At 56.4% G+C, this 23647-nt stretch carries 15 protein-coding genes; 3 read left to right on the top strand and 12 right to left on the bottom strand.

What is annotated here, in order from left to right; genetic code table 11:
* Positions 1-131: 131 nt before the first annotated feature.
* From ACKTS9_RS07335 to ACKTS9_RS07320, 4 genes are all read right to left on the bottom strand, one after another.
* A complete protein-coding gene (locus tag ACKTS9_RS07335) occupies positions 132-323 on the bottom strand; it encodes a DpnD/PcfM family protein (RefSeq protein WP_055271087.1) in 192 nt (63 codons plus the stop codon).
* Positions 320-1291 (bottom strand): DUF3991 and TOPRIM domain-containing protein, encoded by a 972-nt coding sequence (locus ACKTS9_RS07330; protein ID WP_064786953.1) that lies wholly within the window; start codon positions 1289-1291, stop codon positions 320-322. Before ACKTS9_RS07330 ends, ACKTS9_RS07335 begins: the two co-directional genes overlap by 4 nt.
* 129 nt (positions 1292-1420) lie before the next feature.
* The gene (locus ACKTS9_RS07325) at positions 1421-9022 is read right to left on the bottom strand and encodes an LPD11 domain-containing protein (protein ID WP_407882093.1); all 7602 of its coding nucleotides are present in this window, start codon (positions 9020-9022) and stop codon (positions 1421-1423) included.
* Positions 9023-9087: 65 nt separating this feature from the next.
* The gene (locus ACKTS9_RS07320) at positions 9088-9441 is read right to left on the bottom strand and encodes a TnpV protein (RefSeq protein WP_055271085.1); all 354 of its coding nucleotides are present in this window, start codon (positions 9439-9441) and stop codon (positions 9088-9090) included.
* On the opposite strand from ACKTS9_RS07320, the gene ACKTS9_RS07315 reads away from it, so the two are divergent.
* Positions 9422-10156: a hypothetical protein gene (locus ACKTS9_RS07315; protein WP_407879892.1), complete on the top strand. Its 735-nt coding sequence runs from the start codon at positions 9422-9424 to the stop codon at positions 10154-10156. The two genes, ACKTS9_RS07320 and ACKTS9_RS07315, sit on opposite strands and share 20 nt — an antisense overlap.
* Positions 10157-10310: 154 nt before the next feature.
* On the opposite strand, the gene ACKTS9_RS07310 is transcribed toward ACKTS9_RS07315, so the two are convergent.
* The 8 genes from ACKTS9_RS07310 to ACKTS9_RS07275 form a co-directional block, all read right to left on the bottom strand.
* Positions 10311-10856, bottom strand: coding sequence for a hypothetical protein (locus ACKTS9_RS07310; protein ID WP_025487996.1), 546 nt, complete (start codon positions 10854-10856; stop codon positions 10311-10313).
* Entirely contained in the window at positions 10853-11497 is a 645-nt protein-coding gene (locus ACKTS9_RS07305; protein WP_064786475.1) for a DUF7007 domain-containing protein, read from the bottom strand. Before ACKTS9_RS07305 ends, ACKTS9_RS07310 begins: the two co-directional genes overlap by 4 nt.
* On the bottom strand, positions 11494-11733 hold the full coding sequence (locus tag ACKTS9_RS07300) for a hypothetical protein (protein WP_055271079.1): 240 nt from the start codon (positions 11731-11733) through the stop codon (positions 11494-11496). Before ACKTS9_RS07300 ends, ACKTS9_RS07305 begins: the two co-directional genes overlap by 4 nt.
* On the bottom strand, positions 11726-11968 hold the full coding sequence (locus ACKTS9_RS07295; RefSeq protein ID WP_064786477.1) for a hypothetical protein: 243 nt from the start codon (positions 11966-11968) through the stop codon (positions 11726-11728). The genes ACKTS9_RS07300 and ACKTS9_RS07295 overlap by 8 nt, the downstream gene beginning before the upstream one ends.
* A gap of 186 nt (positions 11969-12154) precedes the next feature.
* Positions 12155-16384: a SpaA isopeptide-forming pilin-related protein gene (locus ACKTS9_RS07290; RefSeq protein WP_407879888.1), complete on the bottom strand. Its 4230-nt coding sequence runs from the start codon at positions 16382-16384 to the stop codon at positions 12155-12157.
* Positions 16385-16668: 284 nt separating this feature from the next.
* Complete coding sequence (locus ACKTS9_RS07285; RefSeq protein ID WP_055271076.1) at positions 16669-17643, bottom strand: ParB/RepB/Spo0J family partition protein; 975 nt, start codon at positions 17641-17643, stop codon at positions 16669-16671.
* Positions 17597-18445, bottom strand: coding sequence for a ParA family protein (locus ACKTS9_RS07280; protein WP_055271144.1), 849 nt, complete (start codon positions 18443-18445; stop codon positions 17597-17599). Before ACKTS9_RS07280 ends, ACKTS9_RS07285 begins: the two co-directional genes overlap by 47 nt.
* A gap of 146 nt (positions 18446-18591) precedes the next feature.
* Positions 18592-18756, bottom strand: coding sequence for a hypothetical protein (locus ACKTS9_RS07275; RefSeq protein ID WP_172711436.1), 165 nt, complete (start codon positions 18754-18756; stop codon positions 18592-18594).
* Between the two features lie 360 nt (positions 18757-19116).
* On the opposite strand from ACKTS9_RS07275, the gene ACKTS9_RS07270 reads away from it, so the two are divergent.
* Both ACKTS9_RS07270 and ACKTS9_RS07265 read left to right on the top strand, forming a co-directional pair.
* A complete protein-coding gene (locus tag ACKTS9_RS07270) occupies positions 19117-21471 on the top strand; it encodes a LuxR C-terminal-related transcriptional regulator (protein WP_407879884.1) in 2355 nt (784 codons plus the stop codon).
* Between the two features lie 50 nt (positions 21472-21521).
* Entirely contained in the window at positions 21522-23645 is a 2124-nt protein-coding gene (locus ACKTS9_RS07265) for an NAD-dependent epimerase/dehydratase family protein (RefSeq protein WP_407879882.1), read from the top strand.
* The last annotated feature ends 2 nt before the right edge of the window (positions 23646-23647 follow it).

Genomic DNA, 23647 nt, shown 5'->3' with positions numbered 1-23647 from the left:
TCCATTCTTTCAAAGGGGTATTAGGGGGCGCTCCCCCTAACAAGCGGTGTTTGGGCGACCAAACACGATGCTTGCTGGTACATACACGTTCCATTCCCCGCAGGGGAATCGCAGATGTCCGAAAAAACAATTCATCGTCCATCCCGGTCGCGGCTTCGGCCCCTGGGATAAAACTCCACGTCCTTGAAGCTCTCCGCGTCCAGGATATATTCGCCGTTTTTCCAGTTATCGGCCACTGTCCGGCGGGCCTCCTCGCGGCTTTCCGCCTCCACCGTGACCGTCATTTCCAGCGTCTCGCGGATGGTAATGTCGTACTCTTTCATCGTTCCAGCTCCTTTCCTTTTGCGCTGCGGATGGGAATCTCCAGCCGGTGGCAGAGAAAATCATTGACGTCTTTCCCCTGGGGCGGCGGGCGGTTTTTCACCTCGTACCCTTCGGGAATAGCCGCCAGGATGGCCTTGGCCGCCAGCCTGCCGGGGCCGTCGTTGTCCAGATGGAGATAGAGGGTTTTTACATGGGGGTGATCCTCCAAAAACCGGGTGAGGGCGGCGGGCAGCTTGCTTTCCTCGATCTTTTTCTTCGGCTGGTAAATCCCGGCCAGGGATAACAGGTTGTGCCGCCGCCAGTCCATCCCGTCCAGCTTGCACAGGGTGGCGTAGGACATGACATCAATGGCGCACTCGCACAGATGGACAGCCGGGTTTTCCACGCAGGCGGGCAGGGCAAAGGAATAGTGCTTGTCGCTGCCGCTTACATCCCCGTGGAACCGGGCTTCGCCAATCCCCCGCAGGCAGCCGAACCGCGCTTTCCCGGCTTTGTCAAAGCCCACAAATACCACGTTGCCGTGGCCCTTGTTCCGGCTCTCATAAATCCGCCCGGTCTTAATGCAGTAGTCCAAAATCTCCTGGTCAATGCCCCGGCCCGCAAGATATTGGAGCATGGCCCGGTTATCCGGGGCGGGCGGCGGCAAAAGCAGGCGCTTGGGCTTTTCCGCCTTTGGGGCGGGCGCACGGGACGGCGGCGGGATGGACGCCCTGCCGATGACGGCCTCCATGGCCTCCATAAAAGAGCAGCCCTTGACTTTGATGAGGTAGTCCAGCGCGCTGTACCCGCCGATCCCACGGGAAAACCAGCACCATTTGCCGTTGGAAATCCGCAGGCTGTCATGTTCCCTGGTGCAGTAGACATTGCCGGAAACGTGGACAAGCTCCTGCGGCTCGCAGGCTTGCAGGTAGGTGAATAAGTCTACCTCCCGCGCTTTTTCAATCTCCTCCTGGTTGTAAAAAGGCATAAAAAAATACAGCCCCCTTTCCATAGCCGCAGATTTACCGCCCGCATGGGGCGGCTGGCTATGTAAAGGGGGCGATGTCCTTTTCAGATATGTAGAAGGCCGGCTGGATTGCTCCAGCCGGCACAGGTGTCAACGCTCCAGCCCCACGACTTTCCTTTCCGGGATTTCTTCCCCTTCGTCGGGGCCGTCGTCCATCAGCGTTTTGTCTTTCTCATCCATGTTGAGCAGAATATTCAGCTCTTTCAAACGGGCTGTTTTCTCCGCCAGCTCCTCCTCGCGGGCAAAAGGTGTAGCCAATTCCGTGCGGGCGTTTTCAAGCTGGGTTTTGGTTTCCTCCAGGCTGTTCTGCTCGGCCTGCAGGCTGCCCGCCAGGTTTTCCAGAGCGTTGTCCAGGCGGGTGATATTGCCAAACACATCCGCCCCCAGCGTCACCGTATGGGAAAGAGTGCCTTTGAGTGTGATCCTATACTCATTGCTTCGGCCATCATAGGCCAGCACCATGGAAAAACCCCGGTAGTGCCCCAAAAGAACAGCGTCGGAACCAGTCATGCGGGTGCAAACGTCAATGATAGCCTTGCCTGCGTCCTCTTTTTCAGCATAGTGTTTGCCATCCACCTCCATGCCGCAGAAGCCCTCCTGGGCCTTGGGGTGGGCCGCTACCAGCGCCACATCCTGCTCATAACCCTCGATCCGTTCCGTGAGCCGGGTGATCTCCTCCGGGTACTTGCGGTACACCAGCTCCTCCAGCGCATATACCTGGTTCAAGTGGCTGGCTTTCAGCATATTCAGCCGCGCCACCTCCATATCCAGGTTGCACTTCTCGATAATTAACGGATTGCCGGTGGCCAGCGCCTTGATCTCCGAATAGCTCAGGGCGGTTTCATCCACATCATCCGCCACACGGACGGGGGCCTTGCTGGTCATGATCTGGGCGATAAACTTCTGCTTGTTCTCCACGAGCTGGTAGAGGTAAGCATCAAAGGTGCCCTCGGTGACATAGCGATAGATTTCCACCTCCTCATTTTCATTGCCCTGGCGGACGATGCGCCCCAGCCGCTGCTGAAGGTCGGAAGGCCGCCAGGGGCAGTCCAGGTCATGCAGGGCAATGAGTTTATCCTGGACGTTGGTGCCCGCGCCCATTTTGGCCGTGGAACCCAGCAGCACCCGCACCTGCCCGGAGCGCACTTTGGAAAACAGCTCCTTCTTTTTAGCCTCGCTGTCCGCCGTGTGGATAAAGGCAATTTCTTCTTCCGGGATACCGGCGTCCATCAGTTTCTTTTTTAGGTCGCCGTAAACGCTGAACGAGCCGTCGGTGGTGGGGGTGGACAGGTCGCAGAACACAAGTTGGGCAGAGCGTTTTTCTTTGGTCTGTTCCCAGATACGGTACACATTGCGAGCGCAGACAGCCACCTTGCCGTTAGGATCATCCGGGGCCAGGGGCTGGATCAGCCGCATATCCAGCGCCAGTTTCCGCCCGTCGTTGGTAATGTGCAGCATATTGTCCACATGGGGGTCAACCCCTCCGGCGTGGATCTTCTCGGCCCGTTCCGCCAGCCCCTTTATCATCTCTTTCTGAATTTCGGACGGTTTCATGACTTCCGTGTGGAAGTTGGCTTTAGGCACGGGGAGTTTCAGCATATCCGCCGTCTGGATGTCGGCAACCTCCTTGAAGGCAGCCATCAGCTCCGGCAGGTTATAAAACTTGGCAAACCGGGTTTTTGCCCGGTAGCCGGTGCCCTCCGGCGATAACTCAATAGCTGTAACCGTCTCTCCGAAGTTCCCCGCCCAGTCATCAAAATGGACAAGGCCCATCTCCTGTAACATCCCATACTGCAAATACCGCTGGATGGTATAAAGCTCCACCATAGAGTTGGAAATAGGGGTGCCGGTGGCAAAGATCACGCCGCGCCCGCCCGTCAACTCGTCCAGGTACTGGGTTTTCATAAACAGGTCGCTGGATTTTTGGGCTTCGGTCTGGGCAATGCCGCCCACGTTGCGCATTTTTGTAGCCAAAAACAAGTTCTTAAAATAATGGCTCTCATCAATAAAGAGCCGGTCAACGCCGAGCTGCTCAAAAGTGACCGTATCGTCCTTGCGGCTCTGGTCGTTGAGCTTGGCAAGCCTTGCCTCCAGCGATTTCCGGGTGCGCTCCATCTGCTTAACCGTGTAACGTTCCGCCTTCTGCGCCTTGGCCTGCTCGATCCCAGCCAGGATTTCCTCAATCTGGCGCTCCAAAATGGCCTGCTGGCGCTCCAGGCTCATGGGGATTTTCTCAAACTGGCTGTGGCCGATGATGATAGCGTCGTAGTCCCCGGTGGCAATGCGGCTGCAAAACTTCTTGCGGTTCTGGGTTTCAAAGTCTTTCTTTGTCGCTACCAGGATGTTGGCAGAAGGATAGAGCTGGAGCCATTCCGCCGCCCACTGCTCCGTGATGTGATTGGGCACCACGATCAGCGACTTGGTGCAAAGCCCCAGGCGTTTCATCTCCATGGCGGCGGCCACCATCTCGTAAGTTTTCCCTGCCCCCACCTCGTGGGCCAGCAGGGTATTCCCGCCGTACAGGATGTGTGCGATGGCGTTCACCTGGTGGGGCCGCAGGGTAATCTCCGGGTTCATCCACTCGAACCGGATATGCCGCCCGTCATACTCGCGGGGGCGGACGCCGTTGAAGGTTTCATTGTAAATGCGGCACAGCAGCTCCCGGCGGTCAATATCTTTCCATACCCACTCGGCAAACTTCTGCTTAATCAGTTCCTGCCTGTCCTGGGCAATCGCGGTTTCTTTTTTGTTGAGGATGGGCTTTTTCTTGCCGTTCTCGTCCTCAATATAATCGAATACCCGCACATCCCGCTGATTTAAGATGTGTTCCAGGATGTGGTAGGCGCTCATCCGCTTGGTTCCATAGGTGGTATTGGCCTTGACGTTGGCCCGGTCAAAGTTTTTCTCCGTGATACTCCATTGGCCGGTAGCTTCGGCGCGCAGGATTCTAATGCGGCTCCTGGCCTGCCCGTAAGGGGTAAGCAGCTCCACCATGAATTGCTGGTACACCTCGACGGGCACCCAGTTCGCGCCAATGCGGACGCCGATCTCTCCCGCGCCCAAATCCTGGGGCTGGACAGCCTCCAGGGCCTCCACATTTCTGCGGACGGTTTCCTTTTGCCCGGCTGGGGCCGCCTCCAGGAAGGCTTTTGCCATCCGCAGTTTCTGGCGCACTTTCCCGGAAAGGTACTCATCCGCTGTGACAAAGGGGTAGCGGCCCAGATCCGCCAGAGAAGGCAGGATGTCCTCCGGGTTCTCCGCGCAGCGAATATCCCGGTAGATCACCCCGGCAAGCTCCTGTTCCAGTTCCTCCGGGGATTTCCCCGACAGCTCCGCCATATAGTCCATGTCCACGCGGGCTTTTTCCGAGATGGATACCGCCAACGCTTCACTGGCCGTGTCAACGCTGGTGACAGCCACATGGGGACGGATGGTGCGCTTGGAGAACATATCGGCTTTTCTTTTTAGGCTGCCCTGCTCATCCAGCACTTCGAGAGAGCAGAGCAGACAGTAGCTGGAGTCCTCCGAAAAGGCCAGCTTGTTGCCCCGGCTGCTAATCAGGCCGTACTTGGCGGTGAAGCTGTCATAAAGGGCATTGAGCTTTTGCTGCTCGGCTGCAATATCCTCATCCGGGTAGCCTTCGGTCTGGTACTCAATAAGCCTGCGGGTACATTCCCGCAGCTCGATCATGCCACGGATACGGTTTTCCGCTGTGACGGAGACCTCCACCGGGTGCATGAGGCTGTTTTCCCGGTAGTACACCTGGCCGTCCGCAATCGTATAACTAAAGTTCTTTACATTGGGGTCGGCGGGGATGGAATGATCTTCCTCCTCGTCCAGCTCCTCCAGCTCGTAGGGCTTGATTTCCGCCTGCAAAAACTGGATGGCATTGGCAAGCTGATCGGACAGGTCTTCCCCCTCGCGGGCTTTGCAGGCGCTGTCCGGCCCGAACCGGGTGGATTCCATCACCATGTCGCCCAGAATCATCTCCGGGTGCTGCACGAAATAGCGGTTCATGCGGATTCCGTTTTCATCCGTGTCCAAATGCACCCAATCCGGTTCCAGATCGGTGATGTGGTCGCGCTTTTGCAGGAAAATGACGTCGCTGGTCACTTCCGTTCCGGCGTTCCGCTTGAAGGTGTTGTCCGGCAGGCGGATGGCCCCGATGAGGTCGGCGCGCTGGGCAAGATACCTGCGGACGGCGGAGTTTTCCTTATCCATGGTGCCTTTTGAAGTGACAAAGGCAATCACGCCTCCGGGCCGCACTTTGTCTAACGCTTTCCCGAAAAAGTAATCATGGATGAGCCAATGGTGCTTGTCGTACCGCCTATCCAGCACCTTGAAATCCCCAAAGGGGACGTTGCCCACGGCTACATCAAAAAAGCTGTCGGGCATTTGCACGGTTTCAAAGCCGTTTACGGAAACGCTGGCGTTTTGGTAAAGCTGCTGGGCAATCCTGCCGCTGATACTGTCAAGCTCCACGCCATAGGCTTTGCTGCCCGCCATATCCGCAGGGAGCAGGCCCAGGAAGTTGCCGGTGCCGCAGGACGGCTCCAGGATGTTGCCCTGGGTAAAGCCCATCTGGGACAGGGCCTTGTAGATTCCCCGGATGACCACGGGCGGCGTGTAAAAGGCGGTCAGGGTGCTGGCCCTGGCCGCCGCGTATTCCTCCAAATACAGCAGGGATTTCAGCTCCTCATAGTGGGGGCTGGTTTCCTCAAAGCAGTCCGCAAGGCCGCCCCAGCCCACATAACGGGACAGGATTTCCTGTTCTTCGGGGGTGGCCAGACGTTCCTCCGCTTCGATCTGCTTCAAGGTGCGGATAGCGGCGGCATTGGCCGCGTATTTCTCGCTGGGGGTGCCGTGGCCCAAGGCGTCGTCGGTGATGTGGAAATCATGGCGCTGATCCCTGGAGATTTCCGGGTGCAGGGTTGTGAAGGTAATGCGCTCACGGCGGGGGCGTTTGGGCGGCAGTGGAGCCGGTTCTTCTTTTTTAGGCTGTAAACCGGCCTGCTCCGTGCTGGCTTGTGGTTCCTCTGCGGCAAGCGCCGCCTGCTCGATGGCCCGTTCATCGGGGAAGTCCCCGTAAACCCGCAGCCACCGGCGCTCATTCAAATCGTAGATACCAGCGCCGTCGTAGGCAAAGCCGTCCTCGCCCTCCATCGTTCCGGCCACATATTGCTGCGACGCCTGTTCCGCCTCTGCCAGCGTTTGGTAATCCAGCCGTTCGTCAAATCCATTTTCAAAGTGGTGGTACACCGCAACTTCGTAGGGCGGCTCCATGCGCTGGGCGTAGCGGTCGATGTCCTCCGAGGTGAGCCATTCCGGCTTTTCCGGCAGGGCGGCGTAGAGTTCCCGCATTTTGGCGATCTGCTCCCGCACGTTCCCAGCCCACAAATGCTTTTCCGCACGTCCGCCAGCGCCCAGGAAGTAGTCGCAGTCGGCTTTGAGGCGGCCCAGCAGGCGGTATTCGTCCCCATGGCCGGATGGCATGGCTTCCGCAGCCGGTTCTTCTGCTAACAGCTCGCGCTCGATAAATCCGGCGACATCCTGGCTGTTCCCTTTGCCGCCATGGGAACGGTATTCAGAAATGCCGTCCTCGATCAGCTCATCGGACGCCGCATATCCAGCTTCATCCAGATAGGTTTTGATTTCTTCCCGCAGGGCCTGCTCCGGGGTAAGGGCAGGCGGCAGCGCCTCGATCTGCTCCAGGCAGAGGGCCACATCCACCGCGATTTCTTCCTCCGGGTCGGCATGGTCGAGGAAAGAGCGCAGCAGCTCATAGAGTTCCTCCCGCTGTGCGGGGTCGTGGAGCTGCCGGGCAATATTCTCCACCGCCTGGGCGTCATCCTCGCCGTAGTCCATACGGGAACCGTCAAACTCGCCAATAAGGCGCAGCACCTGGGCAGCCAGTACAGGATAGGGGTCTGGGGCTTCTTCTTTTTGGGGCGGTTCCTGTACCCTGGGCGGCACGGCAGGAGCCGCAGGCTCCTTGTGCTCTGCAAAGAGCGTAAAGGTTCCCTGCCGGAAGGCGGTGAGGTTTTCAAACGCCTGCTGGCGCAGGGCGTACACCCGGTCGCCCTGCGGGGTGGCCTTCCAAATGGGAACCATCATCTGGTGGATTTCCTCCACGCGGGCCGGGTCGTCAAGCTGCGGCTCGATGACCTTCACCGCGTCCCAATAATCGAAGCCAAACGGATAGGGGTGCGGCTGTTCCTGGGGTACGTTCTCGAAGAACGTGCGGATATTCCGGGCAAGCTGGTGCTTTTCATACTGCGGCATGGCAGCCCGGTCGTCCTCGGATAAAAACCGCCTCTGGGCGATCATGGCGCTGACGTGCTTTTCCACGGCGCTCCATTTCAGTTCCACCTTGGCGTAGGGGGCGGCGATACTGCCATGGCTGAAAGAAACGCCTTTGCTGAGCTGGTAGGTCACATCGTCGTTTCCGCCGCCATATCCGCTGTATTCCCCGTGGTAGTGCTTTAGAAAATCCTCCCGTTCCTTGCGGTCTGTATGGTTGCGGTAAAAGGAATACACGGCCAGCCGGTAATCTACGCTGCGTTTTCCGCCGCGCAGAAGGTTGTCGATCTCGTCTGTGGAGATATACAAACGCCACTGGGGGTCATACCCCTCGGCGGCGGTAAAATGCAGCGGCTCCCGCTGTAAATCTGCAAGCTGGGCCTGGAGAGCAAGCGGACGGTAAAAGCGGAACCGCAGAATAGCCGGGTTTTCCTGGTAGGCGGCGGCAAAGGCTTCATATTCTGAGAGGATGGCCTGTAAGCCATCTTCCCGGCTCAAAAGCCCAGCAATTTCTTCTGCCGCCTCCGGGAACCCGCCTGGTTTATCATAGACGGCCCGCAGCGAGGGAAAAAAACGCTTATCTTCATCCTCAATGTCGCGGAACATCAGCAGCAGCCGGTCGGCCAGCGCATTGACTTCATAGCGATCCACCTGGTCAAGTTCGCTCTGGGGCATATACCGGCCTAAATCCAGCAGTTCCCGGATACGGGCCGCCGCCTGTTCCCATGGGATGAGGGCGGCGCTGGAACGCCGAGCGCTTTCACCTTCGGCAATGCGGATTCCCTCGGCGTTATACCAAAGGGCATACTTTTTGCCGTTCAGATAAAAACCCGCGCCGTTCTCGCCATAGTGTTCCGCCAGAAATCGGGCGTTGTCCGGCTTATCTTTTTTGAAGTAGGCGCAGATGATGAGGCGGCTGTGCTTGTGGTTGGAGCCGATACACAGCGCCTCGTCGATCACCTGCTGGGGCAGAGCCGGGTGAGGAAAAACGGATGGCTGCGCTGCGCCCTCCGTCCGGGCTGGCTGCTGAAACGCCGCAAAATCAAAAAGGGACATCTGCTGGCCCTCCTGAGTGGGGAGCCTTGGGATGTCCGTCTGAATGAAGTATTCTTTTTTGTCGATGAGCCGGGCCGTCCATCCGGCTACCAAATCCCACGAAAACACCGATTCCTTTGTGCGGGAAAGGTAAGCGCCTTCCCACATGAGCAGCCCGTCCTCCTGAGGTCTATATCCCAGGCGCTGCCCGTCTGCGATGATCTCGGTAAACCTGTCCTGGTAAGCGGATTTCAGATATTCCGCCCGTTCCTGCTCATCCGGGTGGACGGAAAAGAAAAGCTCGATCTGCTGCTTTTTGTACTTTAGGTCGTCATCCTTGTTGGCGATGACGGCCATGATCTGCTTTTCATCCAAAAGCGCAGGGAGCTGTTCGCCACCTGCGCTTTCTTCCGGTTCATCCTTTAGTTGTAGATCAGCTCCGCCAGCACTGTTTCCTCCGCCGCGTTCTGGATGTTGTTCATCATCTGCACCCATTTCATCTGGTCGCTGGCTTTCAGTTCCTCCGTCACGCCCTGGGCCTTCGCCATCTGCGCTGCGATTTCCTCCATCCGGCGCTGGGCGCTCTGCTGGATCTCCGCCAGATGGCTGGAGAGTTTCCCGCTGGTCAACAGGTTCGTGTAGGTGATCCTGCGGTGCTCCTTGAGGAACCGCCTCCGAAGCAATGCGTATTTCCCATGGGGAACCGGCTCCTCCTGGGGCGGCAGCAGGTTCGGCAGGTTGTAGTCGCCCTGTCTCGTGTATGTGATCTCGGCCATATTCAAAACTCCTTTCCGGCTGTGTGGTTTTCTGTTCAGTTACAGCATACTGGATTTGCGGCTGGGTTTCAAATGTGCGATTTTCTTTTTTCGGCTGTCTTTGCAGGGCAAGGACGGTACGCGAAATCGCAGAAAGGCACATTTGGGAAATGTCCCCGGCAGCCACGCCCAAAGCGTTCAGCGTCTGCGGCGTGTTAAAGTCGGTTACATCCCGGAAATCCTCATCTTCAAAATATTCGGATGGGTCAAGGCCGCAGCGCCCCAGCAGCATATACCCAATGCTGTTCTGCACCGCCCTGCGGTACTCTACCTCCAGATTCAGCCCGTCCAGTTCTTCCAGGAAGCTGCCTTCCGTAAGGCTTTTCAGTTCAGAAAGATAGTCGGGCATATTGTCCTCCACGGCGTTCTTTGCCGCAGAGAGCAGGGCTGCGCCCAAATCCTCCTTGTGTTCCAGCTCTCCAAAGCTGTTTTCCAGCGTTTCAATGATGTCCGGCGCGTATTCTTCCCGCACCGTCCAGATAGGGACAGGCCGGGGAAAACGGGCCTCGTGGGTATCGGAAATGTCAAAGTAGTATTTCAGCCGGGGTTTGCCAGTATGCTCGCCGTCAAAAACGGCGATGCCGTTTGCGCCCCGGTTTACCCAGCGCCCAAATTGCCGGTTCCATCGCTCGATCTCCAGGACGGCGGTGGCGTCCGGGCGCTGGGCGTAGACTAATAACTGTTCATCAAAAGTCAATCGGTAATTGCGGCAGGCAGCAGCCAAAAACGCCTGCCACTCTGACGGAGCCGTCACTTTGCGCTGCGTTTCCCGGTACAGCTCCGTTAGGGCTTTATACAATATCGCCATCCGGCGCACCTCCTTTTTCTTGTTATCTTTCCAAAGCCGCAGCCCGCCGCTGCCGGGGAATTGAAAAACCGTAGACCTTGGCGATGTCATCGCCCAGCCTGCGGGTCACTCTTGTAATATCGGCGCGGGTTGCAATGCCGCGATATAGTTTTTCTTTCAGCAGTTCAATTTGGGAAGGGCTGGCGCTGTCCTTGTAAACGCGGTAGAGGTAGTGGTTTGTGCCGTCGTGGTGGATGGCGTCGCACCACAGGTCGCCCAGGCGGTCTACATACCATGTGGAGTAGTCCGTATCTCCGTAAAGGCAGTCCCGGATGTTGCCGCTGGGGATTTCCTTATATCCCATGCGCCGCCCATTCCACAGGCCCAGGTCGCCTACAACCAAAATGGGCTGGGAAAGCTGCACATTGAGATTGGCGCGTTCATCATCCAGGTAATCCCCATTGATCTCATACATCAGGGAAATGCGCTCATCTTCGGATAAATCCGGGTAATCCGCCTCCAGATCGTCCCGCCAGTCCTCATAGTCCAGGCCGTAGTCTGTCCAGATAATGTGCCGTTCTTCCTTCATCTCGCCTCACCTCGGTCTTTCTTTTTGGGAAGCTGCGCTTTCTCCGCCAGCGTTTTTTCCCTTGCCTGCCAATACGCGGCGTGAAAGGTTTGCAGGCTGTCATTGATAAGAGCCTCATACGCACCGGGGGCAAAGTGTTCGTTGACAGGGGCCTGGTACATCCCTTTATCCATCAGCTCCCGCAGCGCCACCGGCTCGTCGCAGTCCTCCTCAAAACAAAGATACGCGCCTTCGGTAAATCCGCAGTTCAGTGCTTCTTTTCGGAATACCTTTTCCGCCAGTTCCCGGCGCACCATAATGCCGCCATGTCCTGGGGTGGAAACGGAATAAACGCCGGGGCAGAGCGTTTCGCACTCCTGTACGTTCCCCCATGGGGAATAAGGCGGGGCCTCCGGCGCAATGGCGTTCTGCCGCTGTTCTTCCAGGCACTGTACTTCTTCCTGCGCCCGCGCCACCAAATCCTTTTGGGCGGAAAACAGGTCGCTGAAATAGTGGCCCCAATAATAATCCGTCCTGCCTGTGCATTTCCAGGTAACGAATTGCTGGGGCGCTGTCAAATGGACGCCCAGCACAAACTCGCTGTCGCCCACATGGCAGGAATCCGTAATGATATATCCCGCGTTCTCTCTGTAATCCATCATCGAACCTCCGTTTCATTCAAAATAAAGTCCTTGACTTCCTTTATGCTGGCAAAATCCCGTTCATCCCCGGTAAGGTAGCGCACCGCGTCCTGCCATTGGGACAGCGGGTAGCTGTTCTCATCCATCCCGCACAAGTCGGACAGGGCCGCCCTGCGCAGAAATGGGGTGAGGTTTAAGTCGGAGATAAAGCAGCCATGCCGGGCCGCCAGTATATCCAGCAGGTGCAGTTCACTCATGGCCGCACCTGCTTTCCCCGGCCTCTTTCAGCAGTTCTTCCACCAGCCTGCCGCTGCGGATTTTGTTGCGGTCGGCCAGCACCTTGTTCTGGACGCACAGCACCGCCCGGATGTTGGGAACGGTAATGCCGGGGATTTCCACTATCTCCTCCGGGGTGACGGTGAGAAGTTGCACCGGCGAGTAACCAGCCTGGGCGAATATGCGGAAAAGCCGCTGCTCGAATCGTTCTTTCATCTGCAAAAGCTCCTTTCTTTTGGGTATGTAAAAGGGGCGGCCCCGCATGGCCGCCCCGGCTGGTTACTTCTTACGGCTTCTGACTTTCAGAAAGATAAGCCCGCCGATGATGAATACCACGAGCCCGATGGCAATGATCGTTTTTAATTCCATAGTCAATTCCTCCTAACACAATTTCAGCCGCTGTTATTCAGCGGTGTTTTTGTCCCTCCTGCGTTTGCTCACATAGGCCGCAGCGCCCAGGGCGGCAGCCCCCATAGCGGACACGCCCATGAGGGCCGCCCACAGCCAGGGCTTGCTGTCGTCGCCGGTTTTCGGGGTATCGCGCAGCTCGTTGTGCATTTTCGCCACGGTGGTCTTATCCGCAAAAATCGTCACCGTCTTATCCGCAGGCAGCACATAGTTGGCGCTGGCCCCATCCGACACCTCGGACACGGTGTAATCGCCTACGCGCAGCCCCTCGATGAAGATTTCGCCATTTTTATCGGTTTTGAAAGTCTGGTCGTAGCCGTTGGCCCCGGTCACGCGGAAGGAGAAGCCCTCCACCTTGCCGTCGCTGGACGTCTTTTCAATCCGCAGGGAGCCAGTCTGGGCCATGTTGGTGAAGCCAACCCCGGCCTCGTTCTCTACCTCGTAAATCTTGCCGTTCTCGGTGATCTCCACATAATAGGCGTTTTCATCCAGCAGGAAGCCCTCCGGCGCTTTGGTTTCCCTTACGAACACGCCGCCGTAGAGGATGTGGGACATCTCGTAAATGCCGGTGCTGGTTTCCTCCAGCTTGCCCAGCAACTCGTCGCCCTCGTCCAGCTCTTTGTTGCCATTGGTATCGCGGTACACTTCAAATTCAGCGCCCGTCAATTTGTTGTCGGGATAGTCCTTATCCACCTTCGTCAAACGCAGGTCGCCATACACGCGCTCGTTGGCAAGGGAGATTTCCACAACCTGTCCATCTTCCTCCACAGTAACGGGAATCACTTCATCGGAGAGGATGAACCCTTCCGGGCTTTCCAGCTCTTTCAGCACCCAATCACCGTAAGGCACATTGGTGAAAGAAAAGCTGCCGTCGTCCGCTGAGGTAGTGGTGGCAAGGGCGTTTTCGGCGGTAAACTCGGTTTCATCGGACTGAAACAGGCCAATGACGGCCCCGCCCAGGCCCGTGCCGTTCTCATCGGTTTTGAGGCCCTTGATTTCGCCGCGGATCAGTTCGTTGGTGACAGCCTCGCCATCATTGGCAGAAATCTCTACCACGGCAATGGAAGGCCCGCCGTACTCAAAGGTAAACGGGAAGGTTTCGCCATTCAGCAGGTAATGGCTGTCGGTGGACAGCTCTTTCAGGTAGAAGCTGCCGAAAGGCAGGTCGGTGCTGCAAACGGCCTGGCCGTTCTCATTCACAGAAACGATTTCCAGAAGCCCGTCTGCCGGGATCACGGAACCGTCCGCTGCGGTGATGTCCTCCTGGGCATAGAGGCCGAAGGTCACGGCGGAGATCTCGCCGTTCATGCCAATGCCAAAGGTTTCATCCTGCTCCAGCACCTTGTCAAGCGTCACAAGGGCTTTCTGGCGCTGGTTGTAGAAGCTGGCAGAGGTTTCGGTGACTTCCACCTCCTGGCCTGCGTACACCAGCTCCACGTTGGTGACGTTCTCGCCGGTATCCACCATGCCATGGGGGAACTGGGTTTCCTTCACCTGGAACTTGCCCAGGTAGAGGGGCTGGCTCTGGGCCGTCCCGTCCTCGCCGGTGGTGATGGTGTCCACTACCTCGCCCGCAGAATAGCGCAGGGTGCCGTCCAGGGTGTAGACGTCCTCCAGGGCGGTAATCTCAAACACCGCACCGGGCAGGCCCTGCACCTCGTACACCGGCTGGTAAATGCCCTCGCTTTCTATTACAGAGGAGAATACCTCGCCGGTTTTGCTGACTTTGATGATTCCTTTCTGGGCCATGTTGGGTTTGGTGACTTCGATCACCGTCACGCCGCCTTCCTCGCTGGAATTGTCCTCGGTCACATCAAAGTAAACCGGGGTGCTGTCCAGTACATAGCCGTAGGGGGCCTGGACTTCGACCAGGGAATATCCCGTGCCATACTCCAGCTTTTCAGGCGTTACCAGATAGCCCTCGGAATTGGTGTAGAACGTATCAATCGTGGTGGGCGTCGGATAAGTGAAGGTCATTTCCACCTTGCTGCCATCGGGACGGTAAATCTGGAACCCGGCCCCCGCATAGGGGATGGTGACGCCGGTTTCCGCGTCCACCTTGACCACCTTGATGAAGCTGGCAAAATTAGCGTTGTTGATAAGGTAGCGGTAAGTCTGGCCGTCCTGGGCGATATACACTTCAAAGTCGTCCATCAGCTCACGGCCTTCCCAGCCCTTGGTCTGGCGGACGATATAGGTGCCGTAGGGCAGCTTCTTCGACTGTGCAAAGCCATTCTCATCGCAGACGAGAACATCGCGCTCGGATTCCTCGGCGTTTTCATAGCTGCCCGCAGCTTTCAAAAACACCTGGAACTCCGCGCCGGATTCCGGGGTTTCGATCTGGGTTTCCCCGTCATCGGTATGCTTGATAATAGCGATGTTGCCTTTGATGATCTGCTCCGTCACGTCGTTGGCGGTGTCGTTCAGCTCAATGGTATAAAGCTCCGGCTCCGCACCCACCTTGTGGATGGTGGAATCCAGCAGGTAGCCCTCGCTGGGGCTGATTTCACGCACGGTCCAATCCGAATCGCAGACGTAATATCCAGTGGTGAACTGGCCGTTTTCGTCCGTGGTGAAGCTGTCGATGAGGGTATCTCCCTTATACAGCCCATACACAGCGCCGGCCAGGGAACCATCGCCTTGGGGCGTACCCGTTTCCACATCGCTCTTGGTAACGGTAACGCGGAACTTCTTCAGCACGTTGTTCACGCTCTTTTGGGTGATCTCACCCCATTCGATGGTGGCTGTCTGGGAATCCGGCACCACATAACGGATGGGGGTATCCACCTCCTCCAATACATAGCCTGTGCCGATAAGCACGTTTTCAAAGCGCGCCACACCGCTGGAATCCGTCACAGCATACTCATCCACCGGCTGCCCGGAGAGGGATGTGCCGTACAAGTGGAAGGTCATGCCCTCCACCAGCCCGTCTTCGCTGGTTTTCGTCACTTCCAGGCTGCCACGCTTCAGCTTGTTGTTGAAATTCACGGTAGCAGTCTGGCCGCTGACGATGGTCACGCGCTGGGTTTCCTGGGGTTCATACTTATCAATCGACTGCTCGGTTACGGTATAAACGCCGGGATTGAGGTCGGAGATGTCGATCTCGCCCGCCTCATTGGTGGTCTTGGTGGCGCTGTACCCCTCGCCGGTAATGGTGAAGTTGATCCCGGCTACCTGTCCATCCTCGGAAGTCTTAATCAGCTTCATATTGCCGGTTTTCACTTCCAGATTCAGATAGCCTACCATCTGGTCGGAAACGGTTTCCCCGTAGGTGGCAAAGTCCTGCTTGCCGCCGCCAGTAACGCCGTCTGTCCAAACTACAACACCGCTGCGCTGGGCAGTCACTTTTTCCGCCTTAATGGTCACAGAGCCTTTGATGGCCTGGGCAGAAGTGATGGTGAGCTGGTTGCCATCCACAGAGAAATTCAGGCCGGTGGTGCTGCTGGAGAAGGTGTAATCTCCCAGCACATTGTTTTCATCCGTGAGAGTGAGGGAATACTGCTGGCCATCCCATTTCAGCTCATAGGCACCGGCGTCTGCGGTGCTGCTGAAAAAGCTGGGGAGCATAGTGTGGCGCTTGACCGCGCTCTCAATGGCGGAATACTGACTGAAGATCTCGCTGTAAAGGGGATTCTCCGGGCTGATATATTCCGCGATATTGTTCTTGCCCTGGGCGTTGGCGTCCACATGGTTAAACTGGCTGTCGCGCTCACCCACGACGGTTTCCCAGACAAGAAGCTGGGTGGCGATTGCCCCGGCCATCTTGCTGGCATCCTCCGGGTCATCGGTCATCCATGAGGTGCTGGCGTTGCCCTGCCATCCATAGGTCATAATCCGCCCGATATATTCCTTGATGGTGTCCGGTGGAATAGTGGGGTTCAGATCGGACGGGTAATCATCCCAGAAGTCCTCGCCCCGGCCAGTAAACTGGTCGCCGGAATGAACGCCGACGCCGGGTTCGATACAGTAGATGACTTTCCCGTTAAAGGAATCCTGCGTGTGGATGGTAAAACCGTTATTTTCGCCGGTAGACCATCCGCCCAGGAAATTCATAGCGGAATGTCCCCAGCCTGCCTTGTTGGGGTCGCTGGCACGGGGGAACTCCACCATATACGTCGTCATGGTTTCCCCTGCGGCAAACGCTGTGGTTCCCGTCCCTGCGAATATGCCCAGGCACATGAGCATGGCCATGAACAGGGACAGGGGCTTTCTCAATGCTTTCATCGTGTTACCTCCTTGAAATGGCCGCAAAAAAAGCACACCGTTTCCGATGTGCTGCGGCTTGTGTTGGTTACTGTCTAAAAAAGAGAGACCCGCCCGGTTTTTCTCGCAGCCCGATGTCTGCCTGTGGAAAAGAGGCCGGAGCTTTCTATAAACATCCAGGCTCCCCAAATATCTTCTTTTTTTAGGCTGTTTAGGTTGTTTGGAAGGGGTGAGGTGTGGAGAGGGGGAACCGGCACAAGCTGCCGTTTCCCCGCAAATGGGCGCACTTCCCCCTTGTGAGTGGGCTATCTCTCTAAACTGCGCTGGCGTTTGCGGTAAAGTTCCAGCGCCTTGACAATGGTGTCCTCGATCTTCTGCGTGGGCGTCCCCGGCGCAAAAAACCGGCTGATTTTTTCCTTTGGGATTTTGAACTGTTCTTTTTGATTGCCTTTTTCCTCCTCCATGATAACCGCCATAGCGTCCTTGGACAGCTGTTCCGCCCCGGTTTTCGCCTCGGACATCCGGCGCATTTTGATGGCCTGGGCGTGGGACGGGGTGCAGTCCATCTCGTCCATGATAGCGAATAAGTCGGCCTGTTCTTCTTTTCGCAGGTAAGACAGCTCCACCGCTGGGCGCAGGGCAATTTGCAGCATATCCGGGTCTTTGAGTACCGAGTTGTCTACCAGCTCCAGGATTTCCGGGATAAGGTGGGTAAGGCGGATATATTTGCGTATTTGCTCATGGCTCTCGCCAGACTGTTCCGCAAGTATCTGACGTGATCTTTTACTATCCAACTTGTGCAACACCGTTGCACAAGTTAAATCTGTACGTTCGCCTTGCTGCCGTTTCATCGCGTCCAGCTTCATCTTATAGGCAAACGCCTTCTCCGAGGGCAGGATCTGCTCCCGCTGCAAGTTGGAATCCACCATGATGATCGTGGCTTCATCGTCGGTGAGCTGCCGCACAATGCAGGGGATTTCCGCAAGCCCCGCCAAATCCGCCGCCGTTTTCCTGCGGTGCCCGGCCACCATCTCATAGCCGCCCTCCGGCTTGGGTCGTACCAGGGCAGGAACCAAAACGCCGTACTGCTTCACGCTTTCCGTCATTTCCTGCATGGCTGCGTCCATCCGCACCTTAAACGGGTGATTCGGGAAGTCGCTGATTTCCGAGGGCGAAAGGTTGACGACTTTTTCAAGCCTTGCCTCGGCCCGTTCTTCCTCCGTGGAAAACAGGTCATCGACTGAGGGAAGATTGAAGTTTAGCCCGTTGCTTTTCGCCATCCGCCAACACCTCCTTTGAAAACTCCGCGTAAGCCTGGGCCGCTTTGCTTCCTTTGTCGTAGGCGTAAATACTCTTGCCCGCTGCGCTGGTCTCTGCGGCTTTGATGGCTACGGGAATCTCGGAACGATAGATTTTTAATACGTTCCCGTAGGTCTGCCGCAGGATTTCCGCCGTCTGGCGGGCCAGATTGGTACGTCCGTCTACCAAAGTGAGCAGCACCCCGTCCACCTTCAGGGCCGGGTTAATCCGTTTTTTTACCCTTGTGATGTTTTTGATAAGCTGGGTCATGCCTTTGGCGGGCAGATAGTGGGCCTGCACCGGGATAATCACGCTGTCCGCCGCAGCCAGGGCGTTGATCGTAATCATACCCAGGGACGGCATACAGTCGATGAGCACCACGTCGTAATTTTTCTTTGCTTCATTGACATAGGTGCGTAAAGTGATCTCCCGGCTCATGGCGTTGACAAGAGTGGCCTCCAAATCTGACAATTCAATATTGGCAGGCATGAGGTCTACGCCTTCGCTGTGGTGCAAAATACCCTCGTCTGCGGTAAAAGGCTCGTCGCGGATGATCTTTCCCATGACGGTAGCAAGCGTGGTCTGTAAGCTGTCCTGGTCTTGCCAGCCCAGGCAGGTGGTAAGGTCGCCCTGGGGGTCTGCGTCGATGAGCAGGACTTTTTTTCCCAGACGCGCCAGGCCAATGCCCAGGTTCACCGTCGTGGTGGTCTTGCCCGTGCCGCCTTTCTGGTTGGCCAGCGCGATCACGCGGCTATCCCTGGGGCGGCTTCTTTGTTCCGGCATTTTCATGTCCTCCTTCTTCATAGATTTAGCCGCCCGTTGGCAGGACGGACGGCTATGTATGCGGAAAATCCGAAAGGTGGGCATGAAAAAAGCCGCTTACTCTTTCTGAAAAGAATAAGCGGCTCATCAAGAAGCGATATGTAATTTTACATCTTCTTTACCGGGGCGCACATCACTTTGAGCAGAAGTTCGTCCAGGCAGCCGGTGTCCCTGTTTTCCCGGAGCAGGGCGTTGCGCAGGTGGTTGAGGCTTTGGATTACAATGCTGTTTTCCGTAGGGGTAAGAAATATCTTTAATTTCCGCTTTCTCATTTGGCACTCCTCCTTTGTGCTTCTATTATATATGTAAGGAAACAGTGCCGCAAATGTGCGATTTGAGGATATTCGAGAGCCGCCTGCTGTGGGGCAGACGGCTTCGCGTTTTCACCGTAACTTTGCATTTCCCGGCTTTTCTTCGTATCAAAGCTCATCCCTGGGTAGTAAAATCGTAGTAATTGGGGTCTTTTTTCTGAGGGAAATGCGGGCTTTTGCGCTGTTTCACAGGGTTATTTCACTTTTGCTTTGATATTTATTTTAATTTTACAAAACATCCGGTGGCATGAAGGGGTGCCACCGGGTTCTGTGTTGTTCTCTTTTGATAATAGTTCAGGCACTTGTGAGGGGGGAAGAGAAATGGCACAACCCGTTGTTTTTCGAAGAAAGCTGAAAGAACAGGTGCAGGCGGCGCTGGAAAATGGACGCGTAGTTCTGTTCAGTGCGCCCTGCGGATTCGGAAAGACCACAACAATACGGGCGATTCTGGCAGGCAACCGCATGATTGAGGTGTCGGCCGGGTCGCCCGATTTTCAGTTACCGGACGTTTCAGACCGCTGGAACCTGCTTGTGGTGGATGATCTGCAGGAGTTGACCGACGAAAAACTGCAGCGGGCACTGTGTGAAATGATTCGGGAGAATCCCCGCCGGCGCTTTGTCTTTCTCAGCCGCGGCATTGTGCCGGGATGGCTGGTACCCTTTGAAATCGTCGGCATGCTGGCGGTGTTTCGCGCGCAGGATCTGCTGCTGGACAGGGAGAGCGTCGGCCAGCTTTTGGAAGCGTATGGTGTATCGGTCCCGGATGTCATGCTGACGTCCATCTATCGGCAGAGCGCAGGTTATCCGTTGGCAATCAGCCTGCTGGCCCGCCGGATGATGCGGGGCGATGCCTACGGCAAGGCCGTTTCCAATCAGGTGCGGCAGGAGATCTTTCTATATTATGAAGAGACGGTTTTTCTCCGCTTGGAACTGCCGGTACGGCGTCTGCTTATGGAACTGGCTCCTTTTGAGTGCATCACCACGGAGTTGGCCCGGATCGTCAGCGGAAGCAGCCGAGCGGGAGAAATACTGCTTCAGCTGCAGCGCACCACTACAATGATGCATCAGAAAGGGTTGGATTGCTGGTATTTCTGGCCGTTGTTCCGCCAGTTCCTGCTGTGGGAACTGGAGCAGAACTACAGCGAGGAGCAGCGGCGAAACTTGTACGGCCGGGGCGGCCTTTACTACGAATTGCGGGAAGAGTACGGCCGGGCGCTGGAGTGCTATTCGCGCATCAGAGATTACAGCAAAGTGTCACAGCTGCTGGTGAAGAACGCCGAAATGCATCCCGGAATGGGGCATTACTGTGACATGGAACCCTATTACCGCGCGCTGCCGGAAAGAGAAATTTTGTCCAGCCCGGCGCTGATGCAGGCTATGAGCATGTTGTGTGCGCTGTGCATGGATTACGAGCAGTCCGAAGTCTGGTACCGGAAACTGGCCGAATTTGAAAAGTCCCGACAGCCCGGAGATGCGGATGCACGGGATGCCCGCGGCCGTCTGGCCTGGCTGGACATCTCGCTGCCGCAGCGGAAAGTGGAAAATTCCATTGAAATGTTCCCAAAACTGTTTCGGCAGCTGGCGGCCCGGGAGATTCGCCTTCCACCCTTTTCCGTCACCGATGCGCTGCCCAGCCTTTTGAACGGCGGAAAGGACTATTCCCCCTGGGGCAAAGACAGCGAGCGCTTATATACCATGATGCGCGCACCGGTGGAAGCCGTGCTGGGTCGGGATGGCGTGTGTATGCTGGATTGCGCTGCGGCCGAGAACGAATTTGAAAAAGGTGAAGACATCCGGGACCGGATCGTGTGGATCTTGCAGAACATCGACCGCATCCGGCGGGACGGAACACCGGACATCGAGTTTGGGGCCGTGGGTCTTCTGGCGCGGATGCAGATGGACAGCGGACACTCGGCGGACGCGCGGAGCAGCCTGGAAAATCTGCGCGAGCGGTTTGAGGCATGCGGCGAGACGCGCTTCCTTCCGAATCTGGATGCCATGATCTGCCGGGCCAACCTCCGAATGGACAACGATGAAGCGGTGGATGAGTGGTACCGGGAGCGGGCGCCCCGAAAACCCCAGCAGTTCTGGACCATGAAACGGTATCAGTATTTTACACAGGCCATGGTGGAACTGGCCTTCGGCGATGAAGAGACGGCGCTTTTGACGCTGGCACCGCTGGAGCCCTATTGTAAAATCTGTTCCCGATACATTGACAGCATTTATTTGGATGTGCTGTCATCCATCGCCTTTTGCCGGCTGGGCGATAAGCGCTGGCGTCAGAAACTGTGTGACGCGCTGGACATTGCCGTTTCTTTTGGCTTTTTCCGGCCGATAGCGCAGTATGGCGCGGCGATTTTGCCGCTTTTGGAAAGCTGCGGCTGGGACGGCGATGCGGCGTTTCTTGAAAAGCTGACACGTCTGACGCGGCAGCAGGCGGCATTGTATCCGGATTACCTGCAGCCGCGCAAGGCGATGACAGCGCCTTTGTCCGCCATGGAACTGCAGGTGCTGCAGCTTTTGTGTGCCAACAAAAGCAATGCGGAGATCGGCCGGATTCTGGACATCAAGCTTCCAACGGTAAAAACGCATGTCAGTCACATTCTGGGCAAGCTGGGCGTAAAGCGCCGCAGCGAAGTAAAAGCCGCGGCACAGCGGCTGCATCTGATTCATTGAACGCACGAGATACGGAACTTGAGCAGTGATGGAGGAGGAATCATTCAAAAATGAAAGTGGCTTTGATCGGCGAGAGAGACGCTCTGGCGCAGTTTTTTTTAGAAAAGATGAAAAAAGAGGGAAACGACGTCTATTTTCTCTCGGAAAATGATTTTTACGGAAACTTCTCTGCGGCTGTGAAGTATCGTTTCTTTCAGCTGAGCAGAAATCCGGATATTTTGAAAAATCTGTTTGAATCCATTTCACCGCAGGTGGTGGTGTTCACAGGGAAAGAAGCCATGAACAGCAGGCTGGATGCATGGGACGAAGAGGAACTGACGCTGCTTTCTCGGGTATTGGGCCTTTCCGCGCAGACGAAGGTGGAAAAGTTTGTCTATCTGTCTTCCTCTGAAGTGTACGGAGAGGGCGAAGCGGTGTTCGAAGAGACGGACCGCGTGAGCCCCGTGACCACCAAGGGAATGCTGACGGCCCAGGGCGAGTACATGGTTGCACAGTTTGCCAAGCGCTACGGCATTGAAACGGTGACCGTGCGCGCTTCACAGATTTATTCCGAGCAGTGCGCAGACGACGGCCGGGACTTTCTCAGCCGCCTGATCCGGCAGGTAAAAACCGAGTCCTCCCTGCCCGCAGGCGAGGGTGAGGTATTCCAGCCGCTGCACGTCAGCGATCTGGCCGAGGCGCTCAAACGCATCATCGAGACCGGTACGGCGCACCTGTACAATGTCAGCGGAAGCTTTACGGTTTCCGCCGCAACGCTGTGTGCAGCGCTGAAAAAGTATTTTGACGCGGCTGTAGAACTGACGGATTCCGATACAAAATCGGGCACGCTCATCAGTAATGTGCGCCTTAAAAAGGAACTGGAGTGGACCGATTTCAAAAAGCTGACAGCCTTTTTTGAAAACCGACAGCTGGCCTATCAGGAACACCAGGCTAAAAAGCAGGAGAAAAAAGGCGGCATCCCGGCCGGGGTGCGGCGTGTGGGCGAAAACGTGGTCGTGTTTGCCATTTTCCTGGCGCTGTATCTGCTGACGTCTTCCCACTCGCTGTTTTCACAGATCAACTGGATGCTGATCTATGTGGTGCTCATTTCCCTGTTCTATGGTTTGCGGCAAAGCGCGCTGGCTGTCATTCTGGCTTCGGGCGCTTATCTGGCCACCCAGGACCTGAGTCTGCTGGAAATGACCAACTTCTATTCGTACGCCCAAAGCGTTCTCACTGTGGTGGAGTTCGTGTTCTTCGGTGTGGCGGTCAGCTATACGGTGGATATGCTGCGTGAAGAAGTGCGTGATACACGCCGCGGCTACGAGATGGTGTCCAATGACTTCCGTGAACTGAAAGCAATCAATGCGCAGAACGTTGTGATCAAGAACGAATACGAAAAACGTCTTCTGGATTCCAAGGAGAGCATTCCCCAGCTGTACAGCCTGATTGAGCGGCTGATGGTTCTGTCTCCGGACCGAATCTTCCTGGAGATTCTGCATGTGGTGGCGCAGCTGGTGGAAACCGACACCGTGGCTGTGTACACGGTCAACCCCAAAAGTACGTATCTGCGTCTGGTCAATGCATTGAATGACGCCTCTTCCATGGGCGGAAAGTCCTGGAACATTGCTTCCAACGCAGCTCTTGCAGCAGCCATTGCCCGGGGTGATCTGTATCAGGGCGATGTTTGGAACGGGGAGCCGGCCGTGGTCCTGCCGGTGCAGTATCATTCCAAGACGATCGCTGTGATCGTCATCCGTTCGCTGGATTATAAAAACTGCACGCTGTATCACATGAATCTGTTGAAAACCATGGGCCTTCTGGTCTCCGAGTCCATGGCGCGTGCGCTGGATTATGAGCAGATTACCCGGCAGGCACGTTACGTGGACGGTTCCCTGGTGCTCAAAAAAGAGGCCTTCCAGGAAATGGTGCGCATCGCCCGCGAAAAGCAGGAGCAGGGCGTGGCGGAATTCTGTGTTCTGGAATTGACGACAGCGGGCAATGCCCAGGCTGTCAGCGAGCGTTTGGGCTCGCTGTTCCGCACGGCCGATCATATGGGAACAGACGGTGAAGGGCATTACTATGTGCTTTTGAACAATACGGGAACGGACGCGGTGAAGCTTGTTCAGGAGCGGTTGCAGCAGAAAGGCATCTTGTCGCAGGTGAGCAGCCGCTTCGCAGAGGCAGGAGTGTGACA

This window comes from Owariibacterium komagatae, from assembly GCF_045865535.1.
Taxonomy (GTDB): Bacteria; Bacillota; Clostridia; order Oscillospirales; family Ruminococcaceae; genus Ruthenibacterium; species Ruthenibacterium komagatae.
Note: the sequence above shows the minus strand (reverse complement) of the source record. Positions and strands in the feature narration are given on the sequence as shown.